The sequence below is a fragment of the Rhodoferax sp. SPJ21 genome, assembly GCF_058216335.1.
The window spans coordinates 1-21,054 of the sequence record NZ_JBYZMO010000005.1 but is presented as its reverse complement, the minus strand read 5'-3'; the positions used below and the strand labels follow the sequence as shown (position 1 = coordinate 21,054).

The following is a 21,054-nucleotide window of genomic DNA, read 5'->3' as shown; positions in this document are numbered from 1 at the left end:
CAACTTTGGGGACTTTGCGTGCTGCTCTTTGCGGGCTGCGCGCAGGCGCCCGATGGCGATGTGGCAGTGCATTTGCAAGACGCGCAGTTACTGTCTTTGGTGGGCAGTGGCTATACGCCCCCACCGGGCCATGCGGATGCCGCATCGCTGCCGCACAGTGGCTGGCACGGCGTGACGCTGCCCCATATTGCCGAGCGCGAATTAGTACCCCATGCGCAGGGGGACACGCGCACCGTCACCGACTGGTATAGGTTGGATCTACATGACCTGCCCAGCACGCCAGCACCCCGTTACCTATACATCCCCCGCTGGAAAACCATCGGCCAGATAGCGGTCTATGCGGATGGGCAGTTGCTGTATGCCTCCGAAGGCAGCAAGACGCACAACGGCTACAACCACCCGCTGCTGCTGCGGCTCAATCCGGGGGCAGGCACTCTGTCTGCGGCCGCGGTGCTGCTGCGCATTGACCGCTTGCAAAGCAGCGGCAGTGCGCTGTCAACCCTCTGGGTGGGGGCCGCGCAGCCGCTGGTGGGGCGTTACCAGGTGCGCCAGCTGTTGCAGACGCAGCTGCCTTTTATTGGCGGGGCGGCATTTTTATCGGTGGGAATTTTCTCGCTGGCGGTGTGGATACGGTTGCGGCGCGATTCGCTGTATTTGCTGTTTTTTGCAGCGTCCGCAATGTCGTTTGTGCGCATGCTGCATTACCACGTGGGCGGCAGCTATCTGCCGATGAATGACCAGTGGTTTGAATGGGTCACTGTGGCATCGTTGATGTGGATTTTGGCGCTGTGCCACTGCTTTCTGGAGCGCCTGCACGAGCACCCGATGCGGGGGCTAACCCCGTCGTTGATTGGTATTACCGTGCTGTGCAATCTGGTGACCATGCCAGGTGCAGTGGCCCTTTTGCCCAGTCTGACGCTGTGGACACCCATGCTGTACATGCTGCTGCTGCCGCTGGCCGCGTTGATCTTTTTCGATGCCTTGCGCAATGGATTTCGCACCCGGTCGCGGGAACTGTGGTGGATGGCAGGCTGGCTTTTTGCAACCACGCTGTGCTGTGTGTACGACCTGGCATTGCAAAACAACTGGGTCAGCCCTGAAGGCATCTACACCAACCCCTACGCCATCATTGGGCTGTTCGTGATGTTTGTGTACATCATGTTTCGCCGCTATGTAGGGGCCGTGGTCGAGGTCGAACAGGCGAATGTCCACCTAGCGCAGCGCCTGCAGATCCGAGAATCCGAACTGGCCAGCAGCTACGCCCGTTTGCGCGAGGTGGAACACCATCAAACATTAAGCGACGAGCGCCTCCGCCTGACGCAAGACATGCATGATGGGCTAGGCTCGTCGCTGGTGACGGCACTGCGCGTGGTGGAGAGTGGGCGCATGACGGATGGCGCGCTGGGCGAAATTTTGAAGGGCTGCATCGACGACCTGAAGCTGACGATTGACTCGATGGAGTCGATAGAAGCCGACTTGCTGTTGCTGCTGGCCACGCTGCGCTTTCGGCTCGGGCCTCGGCTCAAAGCAGCGGGTGTGCGCCTACTCTGGGAAGTGCAGGACTTACCCAAACTGGACTGGCTGAACCCCCGCAGCGCGCTGCATATTTTGCGGATATTTCAAGAAGCCTTTACCAACATTCTGAAGCACACCCACGCCACCGAAATCCGTGTACGCACCGCCGTGCAAGGCGACGGCGTAGAAGTCACCATTGAAGACAATGGCCAAGGGTTTGATCTCGATCTAACGCTGCTCCAGCCAACGGGGCGGGGGCTGAACCACCAGCAACGCCGGGCGCAGGCGTTGGCAGGCCACGTCCACTGGACATCCGGGCGCGAAGGAACCTGCTTTACGCTGTGGTTACCGCTGCGTCCACAGCGGGAGTAAGCCTTGTGAATCCATTTCCAGATCAATACGCGCTCTGCGCACTTTGGGTAGCATATTTGCTACTTATTTGATAGCTACCAGCGCTGGTAATACCTGCGCTTCAGCCCTGTTTCTTTCAAATTCTTGGCGAACTGCTCAGGTCCCGGGCAGCGTGTAGTCCTTGAGCAGCTCGCGCAGCCGCATCTTCTGCATCTTGCCGGTAGCGCCCATGGGGATGGCATCCACAAACACCACGTCGTCCGGGATCTGCCATTTCGCGGTTTTGCCCTGGTAGAACTGCAGCAAATCGGCCACCTCCACGGATGCACCCGGTTTTTTGACCGCCACGATCAACGGCCGCTCGTCCCACTTGGGGTGCTTCACGCCAATGCAGGCCGCCATGGCAATCGCCGGGTGGGCCACGGCGATGTTTTCCAGCTCGATGGAGCTGATCCATTCGCCGCCGGACTTGATCACGTCCTTGCTGCGGTCGGTGATCTGCAAAAAGCCGTCGGGGCAGATGGTGGCCACGTCGCCGGTGGGGAACCAGGCCATGCCATTGGCGTCGCGCACCAGCGGGTCGCCACCCTCGCCTTTGAAATACTCCGCCACGACCCAAGGGCCTTTGACCAGCAAGTCGCCCGATGTGCGGCCGTCGTGCGGCAGGGCATTGCCGTTGGCGTCCACGATTTCCATGTCCACGCCAAACACCGCGCGGCCCTGCTTCTGGCGAATTTTCATTTGCGCATCCGGCGGCAGTGCCAGGTGTTTTTGCTTGAGCGAACACAGCGTGCCGACTGGCGACAACTCGGTCATGCCCCAGGCGTGCAGCACCTCCACGCCGTAGTCTTCTTGAAATGAGCGCAGCATGGCCGGCGGGCAGGCTGCGCCGCCGATCACCGTGCGCTGCAAGGATGAAAAGCGCAGGCCGCCAGCCTGCAGATGGCCCAGCAGCATCTGCCACACAGTGGGCACGCCGGCGGCCATGGTGACCTGTTCGGCCTCCATCAGCTCATACACCGACTTGCCATCCAGCGCTGGCCCAGGGAACACCAGCTTGCAGCCCACCATGGCCGCCGCATACGGCAGGCCCCAGGCATTGACGTGGAACATGGGCACCACCGGCAGCACGGCGTCGCGTGCGCGCAGGCACATCACGTCGGGCAAGGAGATGGCGTAGGCGTGCAGCACGGTAGAGCGGTGGCTGTACAGCGCAGCCTTGGGGTTGCCGGTGGTGCCGCTGGTGTAGCACAGGCTGGAGGCGGTGTTTTCGTCCAGGCTGGGCCAGGCGTACACGTCCGACTGGCCGGCAATCCAGGCTTCGTAGCTGCACAGGCCAGGAATGCCGGCATTGGGGGGCAAGGCATCGGCATCGCATAAGGCGACCCAGTGGCGCACCGTGGGGCAGCGGCTGTAAACGGCCTGAACAATGGGCAGAAAACCCAGGTCAAAGCACAGCACCTGGTCTTCAGCATGGTTGACGATCCAGGCCAGCTGGTCGATGTGCAGGCGGGGATTCACGGTGTGCAGCACCCGGCCGGAGCCGCTGACGCCGTAATACAGCTCCAGGTGGCGGTAGCCGTTCCAGGCCAGGGTGGCGACGCGCTCGCCGGAAGCAAGGCCCCAGGCGTCCAGCCCGTTGGCCACGCGTCGTGCCCGGGCGGCCACCCTGCGGTAATCGCTACGGTGAATATCGCCCTCGACGCGGCGCGACACGATCTCGGCATCGCCGTGGTGGCGCTCGGCGAATTCGATCAAGTTCGAAATCAGCATCGCCTGGTTTTGCATCAGACCCAGCATCTCTTATCTCCTTTTGGTACCTCATCAGTATCGACGGGGCCCGGCAGACCACGTCTCAGTGTTGTCCCGCAACGTGGGGATGCCGGTAGATTGCTTCCAAATAGATAGCAGCTGGTGCAGATAAATCCTGCGCCACAAGCCCATTTGACACATAAAATATCGGCCGGGGCAGAACCAAACCAACTGGCCCGTAGTCCAAGGCTTGCAAGCCGAGGCCTGCACCCCCACCTGGTTCACACGCCCAGAAGGGCTTTTACCCACGCTGTAAGCTCAACACCATGACACACAAAATTGAAAAAACCGACGCCGAATGGAAGGCCCTGCTGGCCGAAAAAGGTGCCGAGCCCGTGGCCTTCCAGGTCACACGCCATGCCGCTACCGAGCGCCCGCACACCGGCAAGTACGACCAGAACTGGGCTCAAGGCGAATACCGCTGCATCTGCTGCGACGCCAAGCTGTTCGACTCGGCCACCAAATTCGACGCTGGCTGCGGCTGGCCCAGCTTCTCGCAAGAGGCTGCGCCCGGCGCCATCGAAGAAATCACCGACACCAGCCACGGCATGCGCCGGGTAGAAACCGTGTGCTCGCAGTGCGGCGCCCACCTGGGCCATGTGTTCGAAGACGGCCCCAGCCCCACCGGCTTGCGCTATTGCATGAATTCCGCTTCGCTGGACTTCAAGGCCAGTTAAGCTTCAGGGGTGTGCCACTGGCGGTCCTGTGGCCTCCCCTATCTCCCACTATGAAACTCCTGCTCGACTTCCTCCCCATCCTGCTGTTCGTCGTCACCTACAAGCTGTCCACGATTTATGTGGCCACAGGTGTACTGATGGTGGCCACCATAGTCCAGATGGGCATCACCTATGCCATCGAGCGCCAGCTCACCACCATGCACAAGATGACGCTGGGCATGGTGTTGGTATTTGGCGCCCTGACCCTGGTGCTGCAGAACGAAACCTTCATCAAGTGGAAGCCCACCGTGCTCTACATCGCCATGGCCCTGGCCATGTGCGTCGCCATGTGGATCATGAAGAAGAACTACCTCAAGCTCATGCTGGGCAGCCAGCTGGAGCTGCCCGACGCGGTGTGGATGCGCCTGAACGTGGCCTGGATGCTGTACTGCCTGTTCATGGCTGGCATCAACGGCTATGTGGCGGCCTACTACAGCACTGACGAATGGGTCAACTTCAAGATCTGGGGCTATGTGTTCCCCCTGGCCTTCATGGTCGGCCAGGGCATTTACATCTCGCGCTACCTAGGCACAGAGCAAACCGCCGAGGCGGACGCCGCCGACAAGCAAGCATGACCCCTACAGCCGACCAACTCGCCCAGCGCCTGCGCAGCACGCTGGCCCCGACACAGCTAGAGGTGCTGGACGAAAGCGCGGCCCACGCTGGCCACAGCGGCTCCAACGGCAGCAGCTGGGGCACGCACTTCCGGGTGCGCATCGCTTCACCCTTGTTTACCCAGCAGTCCCGGGTGGCGCGCCATAGGCTTGTGTATGATGCGTTGCAAGAATTTATCGACCAGGGCGTACACGCGATTGCTATTGAAGTGCTGTAAACCGGTCCGAGCCTCTTCTTATCTTGAGCTGTCCATTCCAGGCTGGCTCGCAACCCCCCTTCTAGGAAAACGCATGAAGAAAACACTGTTATCCACCATGGTCGCTGCTGCTTTGCTGGGCAGCCTGGCGCTGTCGGCATCCGCACAAAACGTTGCCATCGTGAATGGCAAGGCAGTTCCCAAGTCGCGCGTCGACACCCTGGCCCAGCAGGTCGCCCAGTCGGGCCGCCCTGTGACGCCAGAAATGGAAGGCCAGATCAAGGAAGAAGTGATCGCCCGTGAAGTCTTCATGCAGGAAGCGCAAAAGCGCGGCCTGGACGCCAGCGACAGCTTCAAAAGCCAAATGGAACTGGCCCGCCAGACCCTGCTGATCCGCGAGCTGTTTACCGAATACCAAAAGGCCAACCCCGTCACCGACGCCGACATGAAGGCCGAGTACGACAAGTTCGTGGCCGCCAACGGTGGCAAGGAATACAAGGCCAGCCATATCCTGGTGGAAAAAGAATCTGACGCCAAGGCCATCATTGCCCAGCTGAAGAAAGGTGCCAGCTTTGCCGCCATCGCCAAAAAGTCCAGCACTGACAAGGGTTCTGGCGCCAAGGGTGGCGATCTGGACTGGGCCAACCCCAGCAGCTACGTGAAGGAATTCACCGAAGCGCTGATCCAGCTGAAGAAGGGCCAGACTACCGATGTGCCAGTGAAGAGCCAGTTCGGCTACCACATCATCCGCCTGGACGACGAGCGCCAAGCCCAGTTGCCCAAGTTTGAAGAAGTGAAGCCACAAATCGCCCAGCAACTGCAACAGCAAAAGCTGGTGGCGTTCCAACAAGAACTGCGCGCAGCAGCAAAAGTAGAGTAACCCCCAGGCTCCAGCGCTACGCGCTTTCCGCCAACCCCCTTTGGAAGGGGGCGATACCAGTGGCCTGGCAGAGCCAGTCCCGCGGTATCTCTGGAAGGAGTGCTAGTGCGAAGGGTTTAATGTGTTTAGGCCGCTGGCGCTTATTTCATATGCGTAACCAGCTCCTGAAACCATAGCAAAAAAGCGGCCTCGGCCGCTTTTTTACGTTTTCAGCCAGGTGAAAGCTGTCACTGCGCCAATCAGCACCGGCTGGTGCAGCATGTAGTACGGCAGGCTCCAGCGGCCTAGCCAGGCCAGAGGCTTGGGTGCGCTGCCATTCAGCCATGTAGGCCGGTTCTTCAGCAACCAGAATCCCGCAGCCATGCCCCACCACAGCACACCCAGCCAGGGGAACAAGGGCACGTAGTCTTCGGTGATGGGTTTTTGCGTGATCCAGCCCAGCCAGTTCACGGTTCTTTGATTGAAAAATTCGGCTGTAGCGCTTATGTCGATTGCGTAAGCAGCTATGAATTTGGAAGCAACTGCCAGCGCGCCCATAGGCCACAGCCAAGCGCCGCAGCCGGACGTCAGCCGCGCCACGATCAGCATCAGAGCGATACCGTGCAGCACACCGAAGTAAATAAAACTGTGCGGGAACATAAAGGCCGAGCCGGCCGTCACCAGCAGCGCGCAGCCTGCAATCTGCGCCCAGCGCCGCCAGAAGCGTGGCCAGGGAATGGACTGCTGCGCCGCCACCGCCTGGCCCAGCCCGGCGCAAAACAGAAACAGGCTAACGATGGCCGTGCGCTGCCAGGTCCAGAACGGGTCGGCGTAGAAGTTCTGCCGCCACAAGCCCGCGTGGTCCAAATCAAAACTGAAATGGAAGGCCGTCATCCAGACGACGGCCAGCCCACGCAGGACGTCAATGCGGCTGAAGCGCTGCATCAACCTGGCGTCAACCCTGTGCGGCGACGCGGTCTGCCTTGCTCTGCAGCTTGTTCAGCGCGCTCAGGTAGGCCTTGGCCGAGGCGACGATGATGTCTGGGTCGGCACCCACGCCGTTCACCACGCGGCCGCTGTTTTGCAGGCGCACCGTCACTTCGCCCTGGCTTTCAGTCGAGCCGCTGATGGCGTTGACCGAGTACAACACCATCTCGGCGCCGCTTTGCACATGGGCTTCGATAGCCTTCAGGGATGCATCAACCGGGCCGTTGCCGTCCGATTCGCTGCTGACTTCCTTACCGTCCACCGAGAAAACGATCTTGGCGCTGGGGCGCTCGCCGGTTTCGCTGTGCTGCGACAGGGACACGAAGGCGTATTGCTCGTTGTCATTGGCTACAGCCTCGTCGCTGACCAGGGCCAGGATGTCTTCATCGAATATCTCGCTCTTGCGGTCCGCCAGTTCCTTGAAGCGGGCGAAGGCGGCGTTGATGTCTGCCTCGCTGTCCATGGTCACACCCAGGTCTTGCAGGCGCTGCTTGAAGGCGTTGCGGCCACTGAGCTTGCCCAGCACGATCTTGTTGTGGCTCCAGCCCACGTCTTCGGCGCGCATGATTTCGTAGGTATCGCGTGCCTTGAGCACGCCATCCTGGTGGATGCCGGACGCATGGGCAAAGGCATTCGCGCCGACCACCGCCTTGTTCGGCTGCACCACGAAGCCGGTGGTCTGGCTGACCATGCGGCTGGTGGCCAGGATGTGCTTGGTGTCCAGACCAATGTCCAGACCAAAGTAGTCACGACGGGTTTTGACCGCCATCACGATTTCTTCCAGCGAGCAGTTGCCGGCACGCTCGCCCAGGCCGTTGATGGTGCATTCCACCTGGCGCGCGCCGCCAATCTTCACACCGGCCAGGGAGTTGGCTACTGCCATACCCAGGTCGTTGTGGCAGTGCACAGACCAGATCGCCTTGTCGCTGTTCGGAATGCGTTCGCGCAGGGTTTTGATGAAGTTGCCGTACAGTTCGGGAATGGCATAGCCCACGGTGTCAGGCACGTTGATGGTGGTCGCGCCCTCGTGGATCACCGCCTCCAGCACGCGGCACAAGAAGTCCACATCGCTGCGGTAGCCGTCTTCGGGGCTGAATTCCACGTCAGCCACCAGGTTGCGCGCAAAGCGCACGGACTGCTTGGCCTGCTCGAACACTTGGTCGGGCGTCATACGCAGCTTTTTCTCCATGTGCAGCGGCGAGGTGGCGATGAAGGTGTGGATGCGGGCGTTGGCCGCGTCCTTCAGGGCTTCGGCGGCACGCGAAATATCGCGGTCGTTGGCGCGCGACAGGCCGCAGATGGTGGCGTCCTTGATGGCACGGGCGATCGCCTGCACGCATTCGAAGTCGCCCGCAGAGCTGGCGGGAAAACCGGCCTCGATCACGTCCACCTTGAGGCGCTCCAGCTGGCGGGCGATGCGCAGCTTTTCGTCGCGCGTCATGGACGCGCCGGGAGACTGCTCGCCGTCACGCAAGGTGGTGTCAAAAATGATGAGTTTGTCGGTCATGGCTGGCTCCTGTGGGGTGTCGTTTTCTTAAACGGATGCGGATTCGGTCAACTGGGTATTTTCGCGCTTTTGGATGCGCTGCAAGCCACTCACGATGGCCTTGAGCGAAGCCGACACGATATTCGCGTCCATACCCACCCCGAACACCGTGTGCTGCTCATTGATGCGCAACTCGAGATACGCCACAGCCTGGGCCTGGGCACCCGAGCCCAGGGCGTGCTCGTGGTAGTCCAGCACCCGCACCTGGGTGGCAGACGTAGCGTTCCAGTGGGTCACAAAGGCATCGATGGGGCCCACGCCCTGCCCGCTTGCTGGCAATGGTGGCGTGGCGATGCGGGCCAGGCCGTATTCACGGTCAAACAGATTCCACAGGTCCTGCGCCGTGAGCTCCTTGTTCGCGCCGTCCATCACGGCCTGCACGATCTGGCTGAACTCGATCTGCAAGCGGCGTGGCAATTCCAGCCCGTATTCGGTTTCCAGCAAATACGCCATGCCGCCCTTGCCGGACTGGCTGTTGACGCGGATCACCGCCTCGTAGCTGCGGCCCAGGTCTTTAGGGTCGATCGGCAAGTAGGGAATGGCCCATACCGCATCTTCGGTGTGCAGGGCAAAGGCCTTCTTGATGGCGTCCTGGTGGGTACCAGAGAAAGATGTGTACACCAGCTCGCCCACATAAGGATGGCGCGGATGCACCGGCAACTGGTTGCAATGCTCCACCATGCGGCGGACATCGTCGATCTGCGAAAAATCCAGGTTCGGCGGCACGCCCTGGGTGTAAAGGTTCAGTGCAATATTCACGATGTCCACATTGCCGGTGCGCTCGCCATTGCCGAACAAGCAGCCTTCCACCCGCTGGGCGCCGGCCATCATGGCCAGTTCGGCCGCCGCCACGCCGGTGCCACGGTCGTTGTGCGGGTGCACCGACAAGACAATGCTGTCGCGCCGCGCCAAATTGCGGTCCATCCACTCGATCATGTCGGCGAATACGTTGGGCGTGGAATGCTCTACTGTGGTCGGCAGGTTGATGATGCAGGGCTGGGCCGGCGTTGGCTGCCAGACATCGGTGACCGCATCAATGACGCGCTTGGAAAAGGCCAGCTCGGTACCTGAGAAATGTTCGGGCGAATACTGAAAGGTCCAGGCCGTTGCCAGCTGCTGGCGCGCCAGATCCTGGATCAGGCGGGCGTGGCTGGTGGCCAATTCGACGATCTGGTCCTCGTCCATGCCCAAGACCACGCGACGCATCAAAGGCGAGGTGGCGTTGTACATGTGGACGATGGCGCGCTTGGCGCCCACCAGCGCTTCCATGGTGCGGCGGATCAAGGGCTCCTTGGCGGGAGTCATGACCTGGATGGTCACGTCGTCGGGCACCATGTTGTCGTCGATCAGGCGGCGCACGAAGTCGAACTCGATCTGCGATGCGGCCGGGAAGCCGACTTCGATTTCCTTGAAGCCGATAGCCAGCAAATGCTTGTACATGCGCAGCTTGCGTTCCATGTCCATGGGCTCGATCAGCGCCTGGTTGCCGTCGCGCAAATCGGTGCTGAGCCAGACCGGGGCTTGCGTCAGTTGGACATTGGGCCAGGTACGGTCAGCCAAACGAATGGGTTGGAACGCTGGATATTTGCTGGCAGGTTGCTTCAACATGAGTGATCCTAAAGTAACTAGTAATTGCCCACCCTTGCGACATGCACTCCGGCCTGCGCCAGGGATACCATGGAGCCGGCTTTGCCGGGCCATCGGTATCGCCCCCTGCAAGGGGGTTGGCGAAGACACGAAGTGCGTAGCCTGGGGGTGAACCAGTCCTCCCAGCAACCCAATGAAAAACGGCCCGTTGCTGGTGCATACGGGCCGTTGTGACTGGATTTGCGCGCGCGCTACCGTCTCCGCCCGTAGGGGATCAGTAGTAGCGCTAGCGAAAATTTTTTCATAGTTGCGGATTCTAGCGGTTTTTTATTTGTGCAGGCCGCGCTCGTCGGGTTCGTCCTTGGAGGTGCTGATCACACTGGTCTGCACGCCCTTGAAACGGCGCCATGCGTACACTCCGTAGCCGCTAAAGCCATAGATCACAAACGCTCCAAACAGCACGATGGGCGGATGGATGGTGATGACGGCAATGCCAAGCGCGATCAACACGATCACCACAAACGGCACGCTTTTCTTCATCTGGATGTCTTTGAAGCTGTAGAACGGCGCATTGGTCACCATGCTCAAACCGGCATACAGGGCCAGCGCGAACATTACCCACGAGACGTTCGCAGGCGGCACATCCAGGTCGTTCATCAGCCAGATAAATCCGGCAATCAGCGCGGCGGCGGCAGGCGATGGCAGGCCCTGGAAATAGCGCTTATCGACCACGGTGGTATTCACATTGAAGCGGGCCAGTCGCAGAGCCGCGCAGGCGCAATGCACAAACGCGGCGATCCAGCCCCAACGGCCCAGGCCTTTCAGGGTCCACATATACGCAATCAGCGCCGGAGCCGCGCCAAACGACACCATGTCCGACAACGAGTCCATTTGCTCGCCAAAGGCGCTCTGGGTGTTCGTCATGCGCGCCACGCGGCCGTCCAGGCTGTCCAGCACCATGGCGCAGAACACTCCCACGGCGGCCTGATCGAAGCGACCATCCACCGCCATCACGATGGCATAGAAGCCGCCGAACAAGGCGGCTAGCGTGAACAGGTTGGGTAGGATGTAGATGCCCTTGCGGCGCTTGCGCACCAGGACGGGCGCGCCCTGAACCCGGTCGGAGTCGTTGCCGTTATGCATGGCGAGAGCCTGACAATTGAATAGAAAACAAAAGAAACGCGGCACACGCCCAAGGCGCAAGCGGTATGAAACAGAGGGACCGCAGTGTAAGCCAGCCAAGCCCCGAAAACCGCGCCTTGGGTCTATGCAAATTCAGCCACGCACAAACATGGTCACCAGTGGCTCGTCGCCGACTTGCTGGCTCCAATGGCCGTGGATGGCGGGGTCGAACGTGGCGCCCTCGGGCAACACATCAGCCGAATAAAAATGCTCCCCCGCCTTGAAGATGCGCGACACGCCACCCTGCAGGCCAATTTCCATCTGCCCGCCCAAAATCAGCACCCACTGCGGCGCGCCCGTACAGTGGAAGCTGCTGCGAAACCCGACTGGGCTTTGCCGTAGTTGGTAGCCGCTGCCAGGCATGAAGGGCGACAGCTGCGAGCTGGGCGTGCCTTCGGTCAGCTCGATCGCCTCGTCACGGAAGCGCGCACGGCCATCGGTGTCGGTGAACAGCACTACTTTGGTAAATACGGTCATGGCAAATTCCTTCGGATTCTTAGTGCTGGAATCATAAATTGCGTTTACCTGGCGCTACGCGATATGCGGCCTGGGGCTGTTCCATAATCTCACCCCATGAATCCCTTGCTTTCCAAACTCCAGCCCTACCCCTTCGAGCGGCTGAAGCAGCTTTTTGCATCTGTCACACCCAACCCCGATTTCCGCCCTATCAGCCTGGGCATTGGCGAGCCCAAGCATGCCACGCCCCACTTCATTGAAGAGGCCCTGGTGTCCGGCCTACCCGGCTTGGCCGGCTACCCCGCAACCGGTGGTGAGCCCCGTCTACGTGAAGCCTTTTGCGGATGGGTACAGCGCCGCTACGACCTGAAGCTGAACCCGGCCACTCAAGTGCTGCCGGTGAACGGCTCACGCGAAGCACTATTTGCCTTTGCACAGACCGTGATCGACCCGACCCAGGCAGGTGCCACCGTGGTTTGCCCGAATCCGTTCTACCAAATCTACGAGGGTGCGGCCCTGCTGGGTGGCGCAACGCCCTACTACGCGCCCAGCGACCCGAAGCGCAACTACGCGGTGGATTGGGACAGCGTGCCGGCCGAGGTCTGGGCCAAAACCCAGCTGCTGTTTGTCTGCTCGCCCGGCAACCCCACTGGCGCGGTGATGCCGCTGGACGAATGGCAAAAACTGTTTGCGCTGAGCGACCGCTACGGCTTTGTGATCGCCTCCGACGAGTGCTATAGCGAGATTTACTTCCGCGACGAAGCGCCGCTGGGCGGCCTGGAAGCGGCCGCCAAACTAGGCCGCAGCGACTTCAAAAACCTTATCGCCTTCACCAGCCTGTCCAAACGCAGCAATGTGCCCGGTTTGCGCAGCGGCTTTGTGATGGGCGACGCCGACTTGATCAAACCCTTTTTGCTCTACCGCACTTACCACGGCAGCGCCATGGGCCCCGTGGTACAGGCCGCCAGTGTGGCCGCCTGGAACGACGAGCAGCATGTGGTGGAAAACCGCGCGCTGTACCGCAGCAAGTTCGCCCAGGTCACGCCCATCCTGTCCGAAGTCATGGACGTGGCCCTGCCTGACGCTGGTTTTTACCTGTGGGCTCAGGTGCCTGGCCCGGCAATCGTGGACGGCCTGGACAGCGATGTGGCCTTCGCCCGCGACCTCCTGGCTGCCTACAATGTCACGGTGTTACCTGGCAGCTATCTGGCCCGAGAAACCAACGGCCAGAACCCCGGCCGTCAGCGCATCCGCATGGCCCTGGTGGCCGAGACGACTGAGTGCGTCGAGGCTGCCACCCGTATCCGCCAATTCATCCAATCCAAAAACTGAAGCAGAGAACGCTATGACCCAACAACTCCAAGCCACCATCGACGCCGCGTGGGAAGACCGCGCCAACCTGTCGCCCACCGCCGCATCCGCTGAAGTGCGTGACGCCGTCGCCCACGTCATCAACGAACTGAACAACGGCCAATTGCGCGTCGCCACCCGCGAAGGTGTGGGCCAATGGACCGTGCACCAGTGGATCAAGAAGGCCGTGCTGCTGTCCTTCCGGCTGAAGGACAACGAAATCGTCAAGGCCGGCGACCTGGGCTTCTACGACAAGGTGCCCACCAAGTTCGCCCACCTCAGCGCCGACGAAATGAAGGCCACCGGCGTGCGCGTTGTGCCTCCGGCCGTGGCCCGCCATGGCAGCTACATCGCCAAGGGCGCGGTGCTGATGCCTTCCTACGTGAACATCGGCGCATATGTGGGCGAGAACACCATGGTCGACACCTGGGCTACTGTGGGCTCCTGCGCACAGATCGGCAAGAACGTGCATTTGAGCGGCGGCGTGGGCATCGGTGGCGTACTGGAACCCCTGCAAGCCGGCCCGACCATCATCGAAGACAACTGCTTTGTGGGCGCTCGCTCGGAAGTGGTTGAAGGCGTTATCGTGGAAGAAAACTCCGTTATCTCCATGGGTGTGTACATCGGCCAAAGCACGCCCATCTACGACCGCTCCACCGACACCGTCAGCTACGGCCGCATCCCGTCCGGCTCGGTGGTCATCAGCGGCACCCTGCCCAAGGATGGCGGCAAGTACAGCCTGTACGCGGCCATCATCGTCAAGCGCGTGGATGCACAAACCCGCTCCAAGACCAGCCTGAACGACCTGCTGCGCGACTAAGCTGCGCCAACGCGCCGCGGGCCACGCACTGCCATTGTTTCGACACCGAGGTACGCCATGAGCAATATGGAACGCATTCTGCGTTTGATGCAGGAAAAAAATGCCTCGGATGTGTATCTGTCGGCCAATGCGCCGGCCATGATACGTATCAACGGGCAATGCGTGCCCATCAACGGCCAGGTGCTGCAGTTCGACACACCGCGCAATCTGCTGGCCGAAGTCACCACCGTAGAGCAGATGCGCGAGCTGTCTGCCACCGGTGAGCTGAATGTCTCGGTCTCCATGGCCGGTGTGGGGCGCTTCCGCGTCAGCGCCATGCGCCAGCGGGGAAGCTACTCGGTGGTGGTGCGCTACATCAACATCGAAGTTCCGCAGCTGGCCTCGCTGAATGTGCCCGCTGTGCTAGGCGACCTGGTGATGGAAAAGCGCGGCCTGATCCTGATGGTGGGTTCTACCGGCGCAGGTAAAACCACCACCCAGGCGGCGATGATCGAGCACCGCAACCAGCGCGCCAGCGGCCACATACTGACCATCGAAGACCCGATCGAATTTCTGTTCAAGAACAACCGCTCGGTCATCAACCAGCGCGAGATCGGCTCCGACACCGCGTCCCTGGCCATCGCCCTGAAGAATGCTCTGCGCCAGGCGCCTGACGTAATTCTGATCGGCGAAATCCGCGACCGTGAAACCATGACGGCGGCCCTGGCCTACGCCCAGACCGGCCACCTCTGCATGGCGACCCTGCACGCCAACAACAGCTACCAGGCGCTGAACCGTATTCTGAACTTCTACCCCGTGGAAGTGCGCGCCACCATGCTGGCGGACCTGTCTTCGGCGCTGAAGGCCATCGTCTCGCAGCGCCTGCTGCGCACCCCCAAGGGCACGCGCGTGCCGGCGGTGGAAGTGATGCTGAACAGCCTGCTGGTGGCCGACATGATCTCCAAGGGGGACATCGGCGGCGTGAAAGAAGCCATGGAGAAATCCATTGCCGAAGGCTCGCAAACCTTTGAAGCCGACATTGCCCGCCTGATCACCACCGGCGTCATCGACCGAGCCGAGGGCCTGGCCCATGCCGACTCGGCCACCAACCTGATGTGGCGCCTGCAAAACGACTTTACCCGGGGCTCCACCGCACCTGCGGCGACCCCCGAGGTGCCCGACGACGAACCCTCCTTTACCGAATTCACCCTCGACGTGAAGACCTGATGTCCCATACCTTGTACCTGGCAGAGCAACTGATCGCCCTGCCCTCCGTCACGCCGCTGGACGCGCAGTGCCAAGACCTGATCTCCCAACGCCTTGCGCCCCTCGGTTTCACTTTTGAGACGATCGTGAGCGGCCCCGACGATTTCCGCGTCACCAACCTGTGGGCGGTACGCAAAAGCACTTTCAAGGGTTTTAGCCCTTCAGTGCAGGTAGTACCTGCGCCAGCAGCTCCCAAATTAATAGCATTCGCCGGCCATACCGACGTTGTGCCCACCGGCCCACTAACGCAGTGGAGCAGCCCGCCCTTCAGCCCCACGCACCGCGACGGCAAGCTGTTTGGCCGGGGTGCCAGCGATATGAAGACCTCCATCGCCGCCTTCGTGGTCGCTGTGGAAGAGTACCTCGCTGCCCAGCCCGACACCCCGCTGTCCATCGCCCTGCTGCTGACCAGCGACGAGGAAGGCCCGTCGGTGGACGGCACGGTGGTGGTCTGCAAGCTGCTGAAAGAACGCGGCGAAACCATCGACTACTGCATCGTCGGCGAGCCCACTTCGGTGGAACGCACCGGCGATATGGTGAAGAACGGCCGGCGCGGCTCCATGAGCGGCAAGCTCACCATCCGTGGCGTGCAAGGCCACATCGCCTACCCGCAGCTGGCCAAGAATCCCATCCACATGGCCATGCCGGCGCTGGCCGAGTTGGTTGCCATCGAATGGGACGCGGGCAACGCCTACTTCCAGCCCACCAGCTGGCAGATGAGCAATATCCACGCGGGCACGGGTGCCAACAACGTCATTCCCGGCACCGTGGTGGTGGACTTCAACTTCCGCTTCTGCACCGAATCCACACCCGACGGCCTGCAAGCCCGCGTGCACGAGGTGCTAGACCGCCACGGCCTGAGCTACGACATCGCCTGGACCGTTGGCGGCCTGCCCTTCCTGACGACACCCGGCACCCTGGTCGAAGCCGTACGCAAAGCGATCAAGGCCGAGACCGGGCTGGAGACCGAGCTATCCACCACCGGCGGTACCAGCGATGCGCGTTTCATCGCCCAGATCTGCGCCCAGGTGGTGGAGTGCGGCCCGCCCAACGCCACCATCCACAAGATCGACGAGCACATCGTGGTGGCCGACATCGAGCCGCTGAAGAACATCTACCGGCGCACGCTGGAAAACCTGGCCGCAAATCCATGACCGTCATCCAACTGATAGAGCAATCCGCCGCCCAGCTCACCGCTGCCGGCGTGTCCTTCGGCCACGGCACTGCCAACGCCTTTGACGAAGCCGCCTGGCTGGTCATGTGGCGCCTGGGCCTGCCACTGGACGATCTGGATTCTGTGGCAGATCAGCCTGTAGCGCAGGAACAGCTTGCGCAGGTAGCTACACTTTTGGAAGCACGCATTCAAACCCGCAAGCCTGCCGCCTACCTCACACAAGAGGCCTGGCTACAGGGCGTGCCGTTTTATGTAGACGAGCGCGCCATCGTGCCGCGCAGCTTCATTGCCGAGCTGCTGATCGACGGCGGCATCGACTACTGGCTGCACGAGCACACCCACGCGGTGCTGGACCTGTGCACCGGCAATGGCAGCCTGGCTGTTCTGGCCGCCATGGTCTACCCCGATGTGCAGGTCACCGGCGCCGACATCAGCCCCGACGCCCTGGCCGTGGCCCGCGTCAATGTGGACAAGCACCAGTTGCAAAGCCGCATCCAGCTGGTCGAGTCCGACGGCCTGGCCCAGCTGGCCGGCCCGTTCGACCTGATTGTCTGCAACCCCCCCTACGTCAACAGCCAAAGCATGGCCGCACTACCGGCCGAATACCAGGCCGAGCCGGTGCTGGCCCTGGCCGGTGGCAGCGACGGCATGGACTTCATCCGTACGCTGCTAAAGGATGCCGCCGCCAAGATGGCAGCCGACGCCGTGCTGGTGCTGGAGATTGGCAACGAGCGCGAGTACTTCGAGGCCGCATTTCCGGTGCTCGAAGTGGTGTGGCTGGAAACCAGCGCCGGTGAAGACCAGGTATTACTGGTGACACGCGAGGCGCTGGACGCCCTTTAAGCCCGAATCATCCGATCACTTCCGGCCACTCAGTGTGGAAGAACTGGCCCTCGGGCTTGTCGGTGCGCTCGTAGGTATGGGCGCCAAAGAAGTCGCGCTGGGCCTGCAGCAGATTCGCAGACAGGCGCTCTGAACGGTAGCTGTCGTAGTAGGACAGCGAAGCACTGAAAGCCGGCACCGGAATGCCGTTGCTGACGGCCAGCGCCACCACTTCACGCCAGTTCTGTTGCGTGTGATTGAGCAAGTCCTTGAAAAACGGCGCCAGCATCAGATTCACCAGCGCCGGGTCGGTGCGGTAGGCATCGGTGATGTGGTTCAGGAAACGTGCACGGATGATGCAGCCGCCGCGCCAGATCGACGCGATGCCGCCAAAGTCCAGGCCCCACTGCTTCTTCTCGCCCATGGTCTTGATCAAATCGAAGCCCTGGGTATAGCTGATCACCTTGGAGGCGTACAGCGCGTCGTGCACCTTCGCCACCAGGTCCTTCTTGGCGGCGCTAAGGTCGGCTACCGGGCCCTGTAGCTGCTTGCTGGCGACCACGCGCTGCTTCTTCTGCGACGACAACACACGGGCTTCGACGGCGGCGTTGATGGTGCTGATGACCACGGCGTTCTCGGCGGCGTTCAGCAGCGTCCACTGGCCCGTGCCCTTCTGGCCGGCCTTGTCGAGTATCAACTCCACCAGCGGCTGGCCAGTTTCCGGGTCTTTTTGCTCCAGCGCCTTGCCGGTGATCTGGATCAGGTAGCTCTGCAGATCGCCTTCGTTCCACTCGTTAAAGATGGCGGCCATCTCGTCGTTAGTGAAGCCGGCGGCCTTGAACAGGCTATAGGCCTCGCAGATCAACTGCATATCGCCGTATTCGATGCCGTTGTGGATCATCTTCACATAGTGGCCGGCGCCGCCGGGGCCGATGTGGATCACGCAGGGCTGGCCGTCCACCTTGGCGGCGATGCTCTCGAAAATCGGCTTCATCACCTCCCAGGTGGAGGCCGGGCCGCCGGGCATGATGGCCGGACCTTTGCGCGCACCCTCTTCGCCGCCGGACACGCCGGCGCCGATGAAGCGCAGGCCTTTGCCGGCCAGGTAGGCGTCGCGGCGCTCGGTGTCGGTGTATAGGCTGTTGCCGCCGTCGATGATGATGTCGTCCTTGTCCAGCAGGGGAATCAGTTGCTCGATAACCTGGTCCACCGGCGCGCCGGCCTTGACCATGATCTGGATCTTGCGCGGCAGCGCCAGGCTTTGCACAAAAGCCTCCAGCGTGTCGCAGCCGACCAGCTGTTTGCCGGGGTTGGCCGCAACGAATTCGTCGGTCTTGTCGGTGGTGCGGTTGTAGACGCTGACCTGGAAGCCACGGCTCTCCACGTTCAACACCAGGTTCTGGCCCATCACGGCCAACCCAATCAATCCAAAATCACTTTTCTTGCTGCTCATAAACACTTTCTTGGGATAGCGCTGTCACTAGACAGCGCGGAATATCACCCGGCATTTTTACAGACCCGCAGCCCGGCTGCAGCCCGCTCCTGTAAAATTCAGGAAAATGACCGGTGACGCTTGTTCCAATTGCGCATAGCGCTATTGATTGAATAGCAGAGACAAAACCCTCCTCTTCGCGCAGAAATGCAGCGGGGCGGACTGCACCAGTACCAGGGCGGAGCCGCCTAAAATCCCCGTATGCCGTCCGCCGCAAACCCTTGCGGCAGTCCAGGCCACCTCTCTTATCTTCCGGCCGCCAACGGCAGCCACATTGCCATGATCACCCTTAAAAATGTAGTTCTGCGCCGCAGCGCCAAAGTTCTGCTCGACAGCGCCAACGTCACCATCAACCCGGGTGAGAAAGTCGGCCTCGTCGGCCGCAACGGTGCAGGCAAATCCACGCTGTTTGCCCTGCTCAACGGCACCCTGCACGAAGATGGCGGCGACTTCAATGTGCCGGCCCAATGGCGCCTGGCCCAGGTGGCCCAGGACATGCCCGAAACCGACCAAAGCGCCACCGACTTCGTGATCGAAGGCGACGTAACCCTGCTGGCCGCCCAGCAAGAAGTCACGGCCGCCGAGGCGACTGACGACGGCGAGCGCATGGCCAACGCGTATATGGCGCTGTACGACGCCGGCTCCGGCGACGCGCAGGCCCGTGCCCAGGCGCTGATCCTCGGCCTGGGCTTCAAGACCACCGAGCTGAACAACCCCGTAAACAGCTTCTCTGGCGGCTGGCGCATGCGCCTGCAGCTGGCGCGCGCGCTGATGTGTCCGTCCGACCTGATGCTGCTGGACGAACCCACCAACCACTTGGACTTGGACGCCCTGGTCTGGTTGGAAGCCTGGCTGGCGCGCTACACCGGCACCTTGCTGGTGATCAGCCATGACCGTGAATTCCTGGACGCCATCACCGACGTCACCGTGCACATCGAGACCGCCAAGCTGAACCGCTACGGCGGCAACTACACCAAGTTCGAGGACATGCGCGCCGAGAAGATGGAGCAGCAACAGGCTTCGTTCTCCAAGCAGCAGGACAAGATCGCCCACTTGCAGAAGTTCATCTCGCGCTTCAAGGCCCAGGCCAGCAAGGCCAAGCAGGCGCAAAGCCGGGTCAAGGCCCTGGACCGCATGGAAAAGATCGCGCCGCTGCTGGCCGAGGCCGAGTTCACATTCGAATTCAAAGAGCCCGCCAACCTGCCCAACCCGATGCTGTCGATGTCGGACGCCACCTTTGGCTACCCGCCTGCCGAAGACGCGCCCGCAGGCACCGGCCCGACGGTCATCGTGCAAAAGGTCAGTAAATCGGTGCTGGCCGGCCAGCGCATCGGCATCCTGGGTGCCAACGGCCAGGGTAAATCGACCCTGGTGAAGACGGTAGCCCGTGCACTCGCGCCCATCCACGGCGAGATCATCGAAGGCAAGGGCCTGAACATCGGCTACTTCGCCCAACAAGAGCTGGACGTGCTGCGGCCGGCCGACACGCCACTGGAACACATGATCCACCTGGTGAAGGAAACCACCGCCGCAGGCAAGCTGGCCGGTCAAGGCACGCGCGAGCAAGACCTGCGCAGCTTTCTGGGCACCTTCAATTTCAGTGGCGACATGGTCAAGCAGGCCGTGGGCAGCATGAGCGGCGGTGAAAAAGCCCGTCTGGTGCTGTGCATGATCGTCTGGCAGCGCCCCAACCTGCTGCTGCTGGATGAGCCCACCAACCACTTGGACCTGGCCACCCGCGAAGCGCTTGCCATGGCGCTAAACGAATTTGAAGGCACGGTGATGCTGGTCAGCCATGACCGCGCCCTGCTGCGCTCGGTCTGCGACGAGTTCTGGATGGTCTCGCGCGGCGGCGTTGAGCCGTTTGACGGTGACCTGGACGACTACCAGCGCTACCTGTTGGACGAGTCCAAGCGCCTGCGCGAAGAGGCCAAGAACGCCAGCGCCGCCCCGGCCCCCGTGGTGGTGGCCGCACCACCGCCAGCACCGGTAATCAACACCAAGGCCTTGCAGCGCGAGCTGGAAAAGTTAGACAAATCCATCGCCGCCCTGCAAACCGAAAAAGACGGCCTGGAACAGCGCCTGATGACCCAGCTGCCGCCCGCCGAAATCGCCCAGGCCAGCAAGCGCCTGAAGCAGGTCGTGGCCGAGCTGGACCCGCTGGAAGAACGCTGGATGAGCCTGTCCGAACAGGTCGAAGCCGCCGCTTAACAGGCTGCTGAAATACTGCCCACCTTGCCCCCCCCGCCTGGCACGCATGCTGCTGAGCTGAACGCATCGCCACCGAGCCGAACCACTTTGCACCATGCGCGGTCCCGACACCTTCACC

18 protein-coding genes are annotated in these 21,054 nt (G+C 61.7%); 11 read left to right on the top strand and 7 right to left on the bottom strand.

What is annotated here, in order from left to right; translation table 11 throughout:
* Window positions 1-18 precede the first annotated feature (18 nt).
* On the top strand, window positions 19-1,887 hold the full coding sequence (locus AC4BBN_RS21100; protein WP_490593996.1) for a sensor histidine kinase: 1,869 nt from the start codon (window positions 19-21) through the stop codon (window positions 1,885-1,887).
* 135 nt (window positions 1,888-2,022) lie between these two features.
* Here AC4BBN_RS21100 and AC4BBN_RS21095 read toward each other — a convergent pair whose 3' ends face one another.
* Entirely contained in the window at window positions 2,023-3,666 is a 1,644-nt protein-coding gene (locus tag AC4BBN_RS21095; protein ID WP_490593995.1) for a 3-(methylthio)propionyl-CoA ligase, read from the bottom strand.
* Between the two features lie 278 nt (window positions 3,667-3,944).
* Between AC4BBN_RS21095 and msrB the strand changes: the two genes are divergently transcribed.
* From msrB to AC4BBN_RS21075, 4 genes are all read left to right on the top strand, one after another.
* Entirely contained in the window at window positions 3,945-4,355 is a 411-nt protein-coding gene (gene msrB / locus AC4BBN_RS21090) for a peptide-methionine (R)-S-oxide reductase MsrB (RefSeq protein ID WP_490593994.1), read from the top strand.
* A gap of 50 nt (window positions 4,356-4,405) precedes the next feature.
* Entirely contained in the window at window positions 4,406-4,969 is a 564-nt protein-coding gene (locus AC4BBN_RS21085) for a septation protein A (protein ID WP_490593993.1), read from the top strand.
* The gene (locus AC4BBN_RS21080; protein WP_490593992.1) at window positions 4,966-5,226 is read left to right on the top strand and encodes a BolA family protein; all 261 of its coding nucleotides are present in this window, start codon (window positions 4,966-4,968) and stop codon (window positions 5,224-5,226) included. Before AC4BBN_RS21085 ends, AC4BBN_RS21080 begins: the two co-directional genes overlap by 4 nt.
* A 73-nt stretch (window positions 5,227-5,299) precedes the next feature.
* Window positions 5,300-6,085 (top strand): peptidylprolyl isomerase, encoded by a 786-nt coding sequence (locus AC4BBN_RS21075; protein WP_490593991.1) that lies wholly within the window; start codon window positions 5,300-5,302, stop codon window positions 6,083-6,085.
* 201 nt (window positions 6,086-6,286) lie between these two features.
* On the opposite strand, the gene AC4BBN_RS21070 is transcribed toward AC4BBN_RS21075, so the two are convergent.
* From AC4BBN_RS21070 to AC4BBN_RS21050, 5 genes are all read right to left on the bottom strand, one after another.
* A complete protein-coding gene (locus AC4BBN_RS21070; RefSeq protein WP_490593990.1) occupies window positions 6,287-7,009 on the bottom strand; it encodes an acetyltransferase domain-containing protein in 723 nt (240 codons plus the stop codon).
* Between the two features lie 10 nt (window positions 7,010-7,019).
* A complete protein-coding gene (locus AC4BBN_RS21065; RefSeq protein WP_490593989.1) occupies window positions 7,020-8,558 on the bottom strand; it encodes a 2-isopropylmalate synthase in 1,539 nt (512 codons plus the stop codon).
* A 27-nt stretch (window positions 8,559-8,585) separates the two neighbouring features.
* Window positions 8,586-10,205 (bottom strand): 2-isopropylmalate synthase, encoded by a 1,620-nt coding sequence (locus AC4BBN_RS21060; RefSeq protein WP_490593988.1) that lies wholly within the window; start codon window positions 10,203-10,205, stop codon window positions 8,586-8,588.
* A gap of 306 nt (window positions 10,206-10,511) precedes the next feature.
* Window positions 10,512-11,327: a CDP-diacylglycerol--serine O-phosphatidyltransferase gene (gene pssA, locus AC4BBN_RS21055; RefSeq protein WP_490593987.1), complete on the bottom strand. Its 816-nt coding sequence runs from the start codon at window positions 11,325-11,327 to the stop codon at window positions 10,512-10,514.
* Between the two features lie 132 nt (window positions 11,328-11,459).
* On the bottom strand, window positions 11,460-11,843 hold the full coding sequence (locus tag AC4BBN_RS21050) for a cupin domain-containing protein (RefSeq protein WP_490593986.1): 384 nt from the start codon (window positions 11,841-11,843) through the stop codon (window positions 11,460-11,462).
* A gap of 96 nt (window positions 11,844-11,939) precedes the next feature.
* Here AC4BBN_RS21050 and dapC point away from each other — a divergent pair, with 96 nt between their 5' ends.
* Genes dapC through prmB form a run of 5 tightly spaced genes read left to right on the top strand, consistent with a single transcriptional unit; the run spans window position 11,940 to window position 17,254 of the window.
* A complete protein-coding gene (gene dapC, locus AC4BBN_RS21045; protein WP_490593985.1) occupies window positions 11,940-13,154 on the top strand; it encodes a succinyldiaminopimelate transaminase in 1,215 nt (404 codons plus the stop codon).
* A 13-nt stretch (window positions 13,155-13,167) separates the two neighbouring features.
* The gene (gene dapD, locus AC4BBN_RS21040) at window positions 13,168-13,992 is read left to right on the top strand and encodes a 2,3,4,5-tetrahydropyridine-2,6-dicarboxylate N-succinyltransferase (protein WP_490593984.1); all 825 of its coding nucleotides are present in this window, start codon (window positions 13,168-13,170) and stop codon (window positions 13,990-13,992) included.
* A gap of 57 nt (window positions 13,993-14,049) precedes the next feature.
* Entirely contained in the window at window positions 14,050-15,198 is a 1,149-nt protein-coding gene (locus AC4BBN_RS21035) for a PilT/PilU family type 4a pilus ATPase (RefSeq protein WP_490593983.1), read from the top strand.
* A complete protein-coding gene (dapE, locus tag AC4BBN_RS21030) occupies window positions 15,198-16,391 on the top strand; it encodes a succinyl-diaminopimelate desuccinylase (RefSeq protein ID WP_490593982.1) in 1,194 nt (397 codons plus the stop codon). Before AC4BBN_RS21035 ends, dapE begins: the two co-directional genes overlap by 1 nt.
* Window positions 16,388-17,254 carry a 50S ribosomal protein L3 N(5)-glutamine methyltransferase gene (prmB, locus tag AC4BBN_RS21025; protein ID WP_490593981.1) on the top strand — a complete coding sequence of 289 codons (867 nt, stop codon included), beginning with the start codon at window positions 16,388-16,390 and terminating at the stop codon, window positions 17,252-17,254. The genes dapE and prmB overlap by 4 nt, the downstream gene beginning before the upstream one ends.
* Window positions 17,255-17,261: 7 nt before the next feature.
* Here the strand turns inward: prmB and gnd are convergent, their stop codons facing one another.
* Complete coding sequence (gnd, locus tag AC4BBN_RS21020) at window positions 17,262-18,686, bottom strand: decarboxylating NADP(+)-dependent phosphogluconate dehydrogenase (RefSeq protein ID WP_490593980.1); 1,425 nt, start codon at window positions 18,684-18,686, stop codon at window positions 17,262-17,264.
* A gap of 318 nt (window positions 18,687-19,004) precedes the next feature.
* Between gnd and AC4BBN_RS21015 the strand changes: the two genes are divergently transcribed.
* Window positions 19,005-20,936: an ABC-F family ATP-binding cassette domain-containing protein gene (locus AC4BBN_RS21015; protein ID WP_490593979.1), complete on the top strand. Its 1,932-nt coding sequence runs from the start codon at window positions 19,005-19,007 to the stop codon at window positions 20,934-20,936.
* Window positions 20,937-21,054: the final 118 nt, after the last annotated feature.

What these genes read in the sequence shown, in the direction of transcription:
- AC4BBN_RS21095 (WP_490593995.1), bottom strand. Translation starts at nt 3,666, where the DNA reads ATGCTGGGTCTGATGCAAAACCAGGCGATGCTGATTTCGAACTTGATC.
- msrB (WP_490593994.1), top strand. Translation starts at nt 3,945, where the DNA reads ATGACACACAAAATTGAAAAAACCGACGCCGAATGGAAGGCCCTGCTG.
- AC4BBN_RS21085 (WP_490593993.1), top strand. Translation starts at nt 4,406, where the DNA reads ATGAAACTCCTGCTCGACTTCCTCCCCATCCTGCTGTTCGTCGTCACC.
- AC4BBN_RS21080 (WP_490593992.1), top strand. Translation starts at nt 4,966, where the DNA reads ATGACCCCTACAGCCGACCAACTCGCCCAGCGCCTGCGCAGCACGCTG.
- AC4BBN_RS21075 (WP_490593991.1), top strand. Translation starts at nt 5,300, where the DNA reads ATGAAGAAAACACTGTTATCCACCATGGTCGCTGCTGCTTTGCTGGGC.
- AC4BBN_RS21070 (WP_490593990.1), bottom strand. Translation starts at nt 7,009, where the DNA reads ATGCAGCGCTTCAGCCGCATTGACGTCCTGCGTGGGCTGGCCGTCGTC.
- AC4BBN_RS21065 (WP_490593989.1), bottom strand. Translation starts at nt 8,558, where the DNA reads ATGACCGACAAACTCATCATTTTTGACACCACCTTGCGTGACGGCGAG.
- AC4BBN_RS21060 (WP_490593988.1), bottom strand. Translation starts at nt 10,205, where the DNA reads ATGTTGAAGCAACCTGCCAGCAAATATCCAGCGTTCCAACCCATTCGT.
- pssA (WP_490593987.1), bottom strand. Translation starts at nt 11,327, where the DNA reads ATGCATAACGGCAACGACTCCGACCGGGTTCAGGGCGCGCCCGTCCTG.
- AC4BBN_RS21050 (WP_490593986.1), bottom strand. Translation starts at nt 11,843, where the DNA reads ATGACCGTATTTACCAAAGTAGTGCTGTTCACCGACACCGATGGCCGT.
- dapC (WP_490593985.1), top strand. Translation starts at nt 11,940, where the DNA reads ATGAATCCCTTGCTTTCCAAACTCCAGCCCTACCCCTTCGAGCGGCTG.
- dapD (WP_490593984.1), top strand. Translation starts at nt 13,168, where the DNA reads ATGACCCAACAACTCCAAGCCACCATCGACGCCGCGTGGGAAGACCGC.
- AC4BBN_RS21035 (WP_490593983.1), top strand. Translation starts at nt 14,050, where the DNA reads ATGAGCAATATGGAACGCATTCTGCGTTTGATGCAGGAAAAAAATGCC.
- dapE (WP_490593982.1), top strand. Translation starts at nt 15,198, where the DNA reads ATGTCCCATACCTTGTACCTGGCAGAGCAACTGATCGCCCTGCCCTCC.
- prmB (WP_490593981.1), top strand. Translation starts at nt 16,388, where the DNA reads ATGACCGTCATCCAACTGATAGAGCAATCCGCCGCCCAGCTCACCGCT.
- gnd (WP_490593980.1), bottom strand. Translation starts at nt 18,686, where the DNA reads ATGAGCAGCAAGAAAAGTGATTTTGGATTGATTGGGTTGGCCGTGATG.
- AC4BBN_RS21015 (WP_490593979.1), top strand. Translation starts at nt 19,005, where the DNA reads ATGATCACCCTTAAAAATGTAGTTCTGCGCCGCAGCGCCAAAGTTCTG.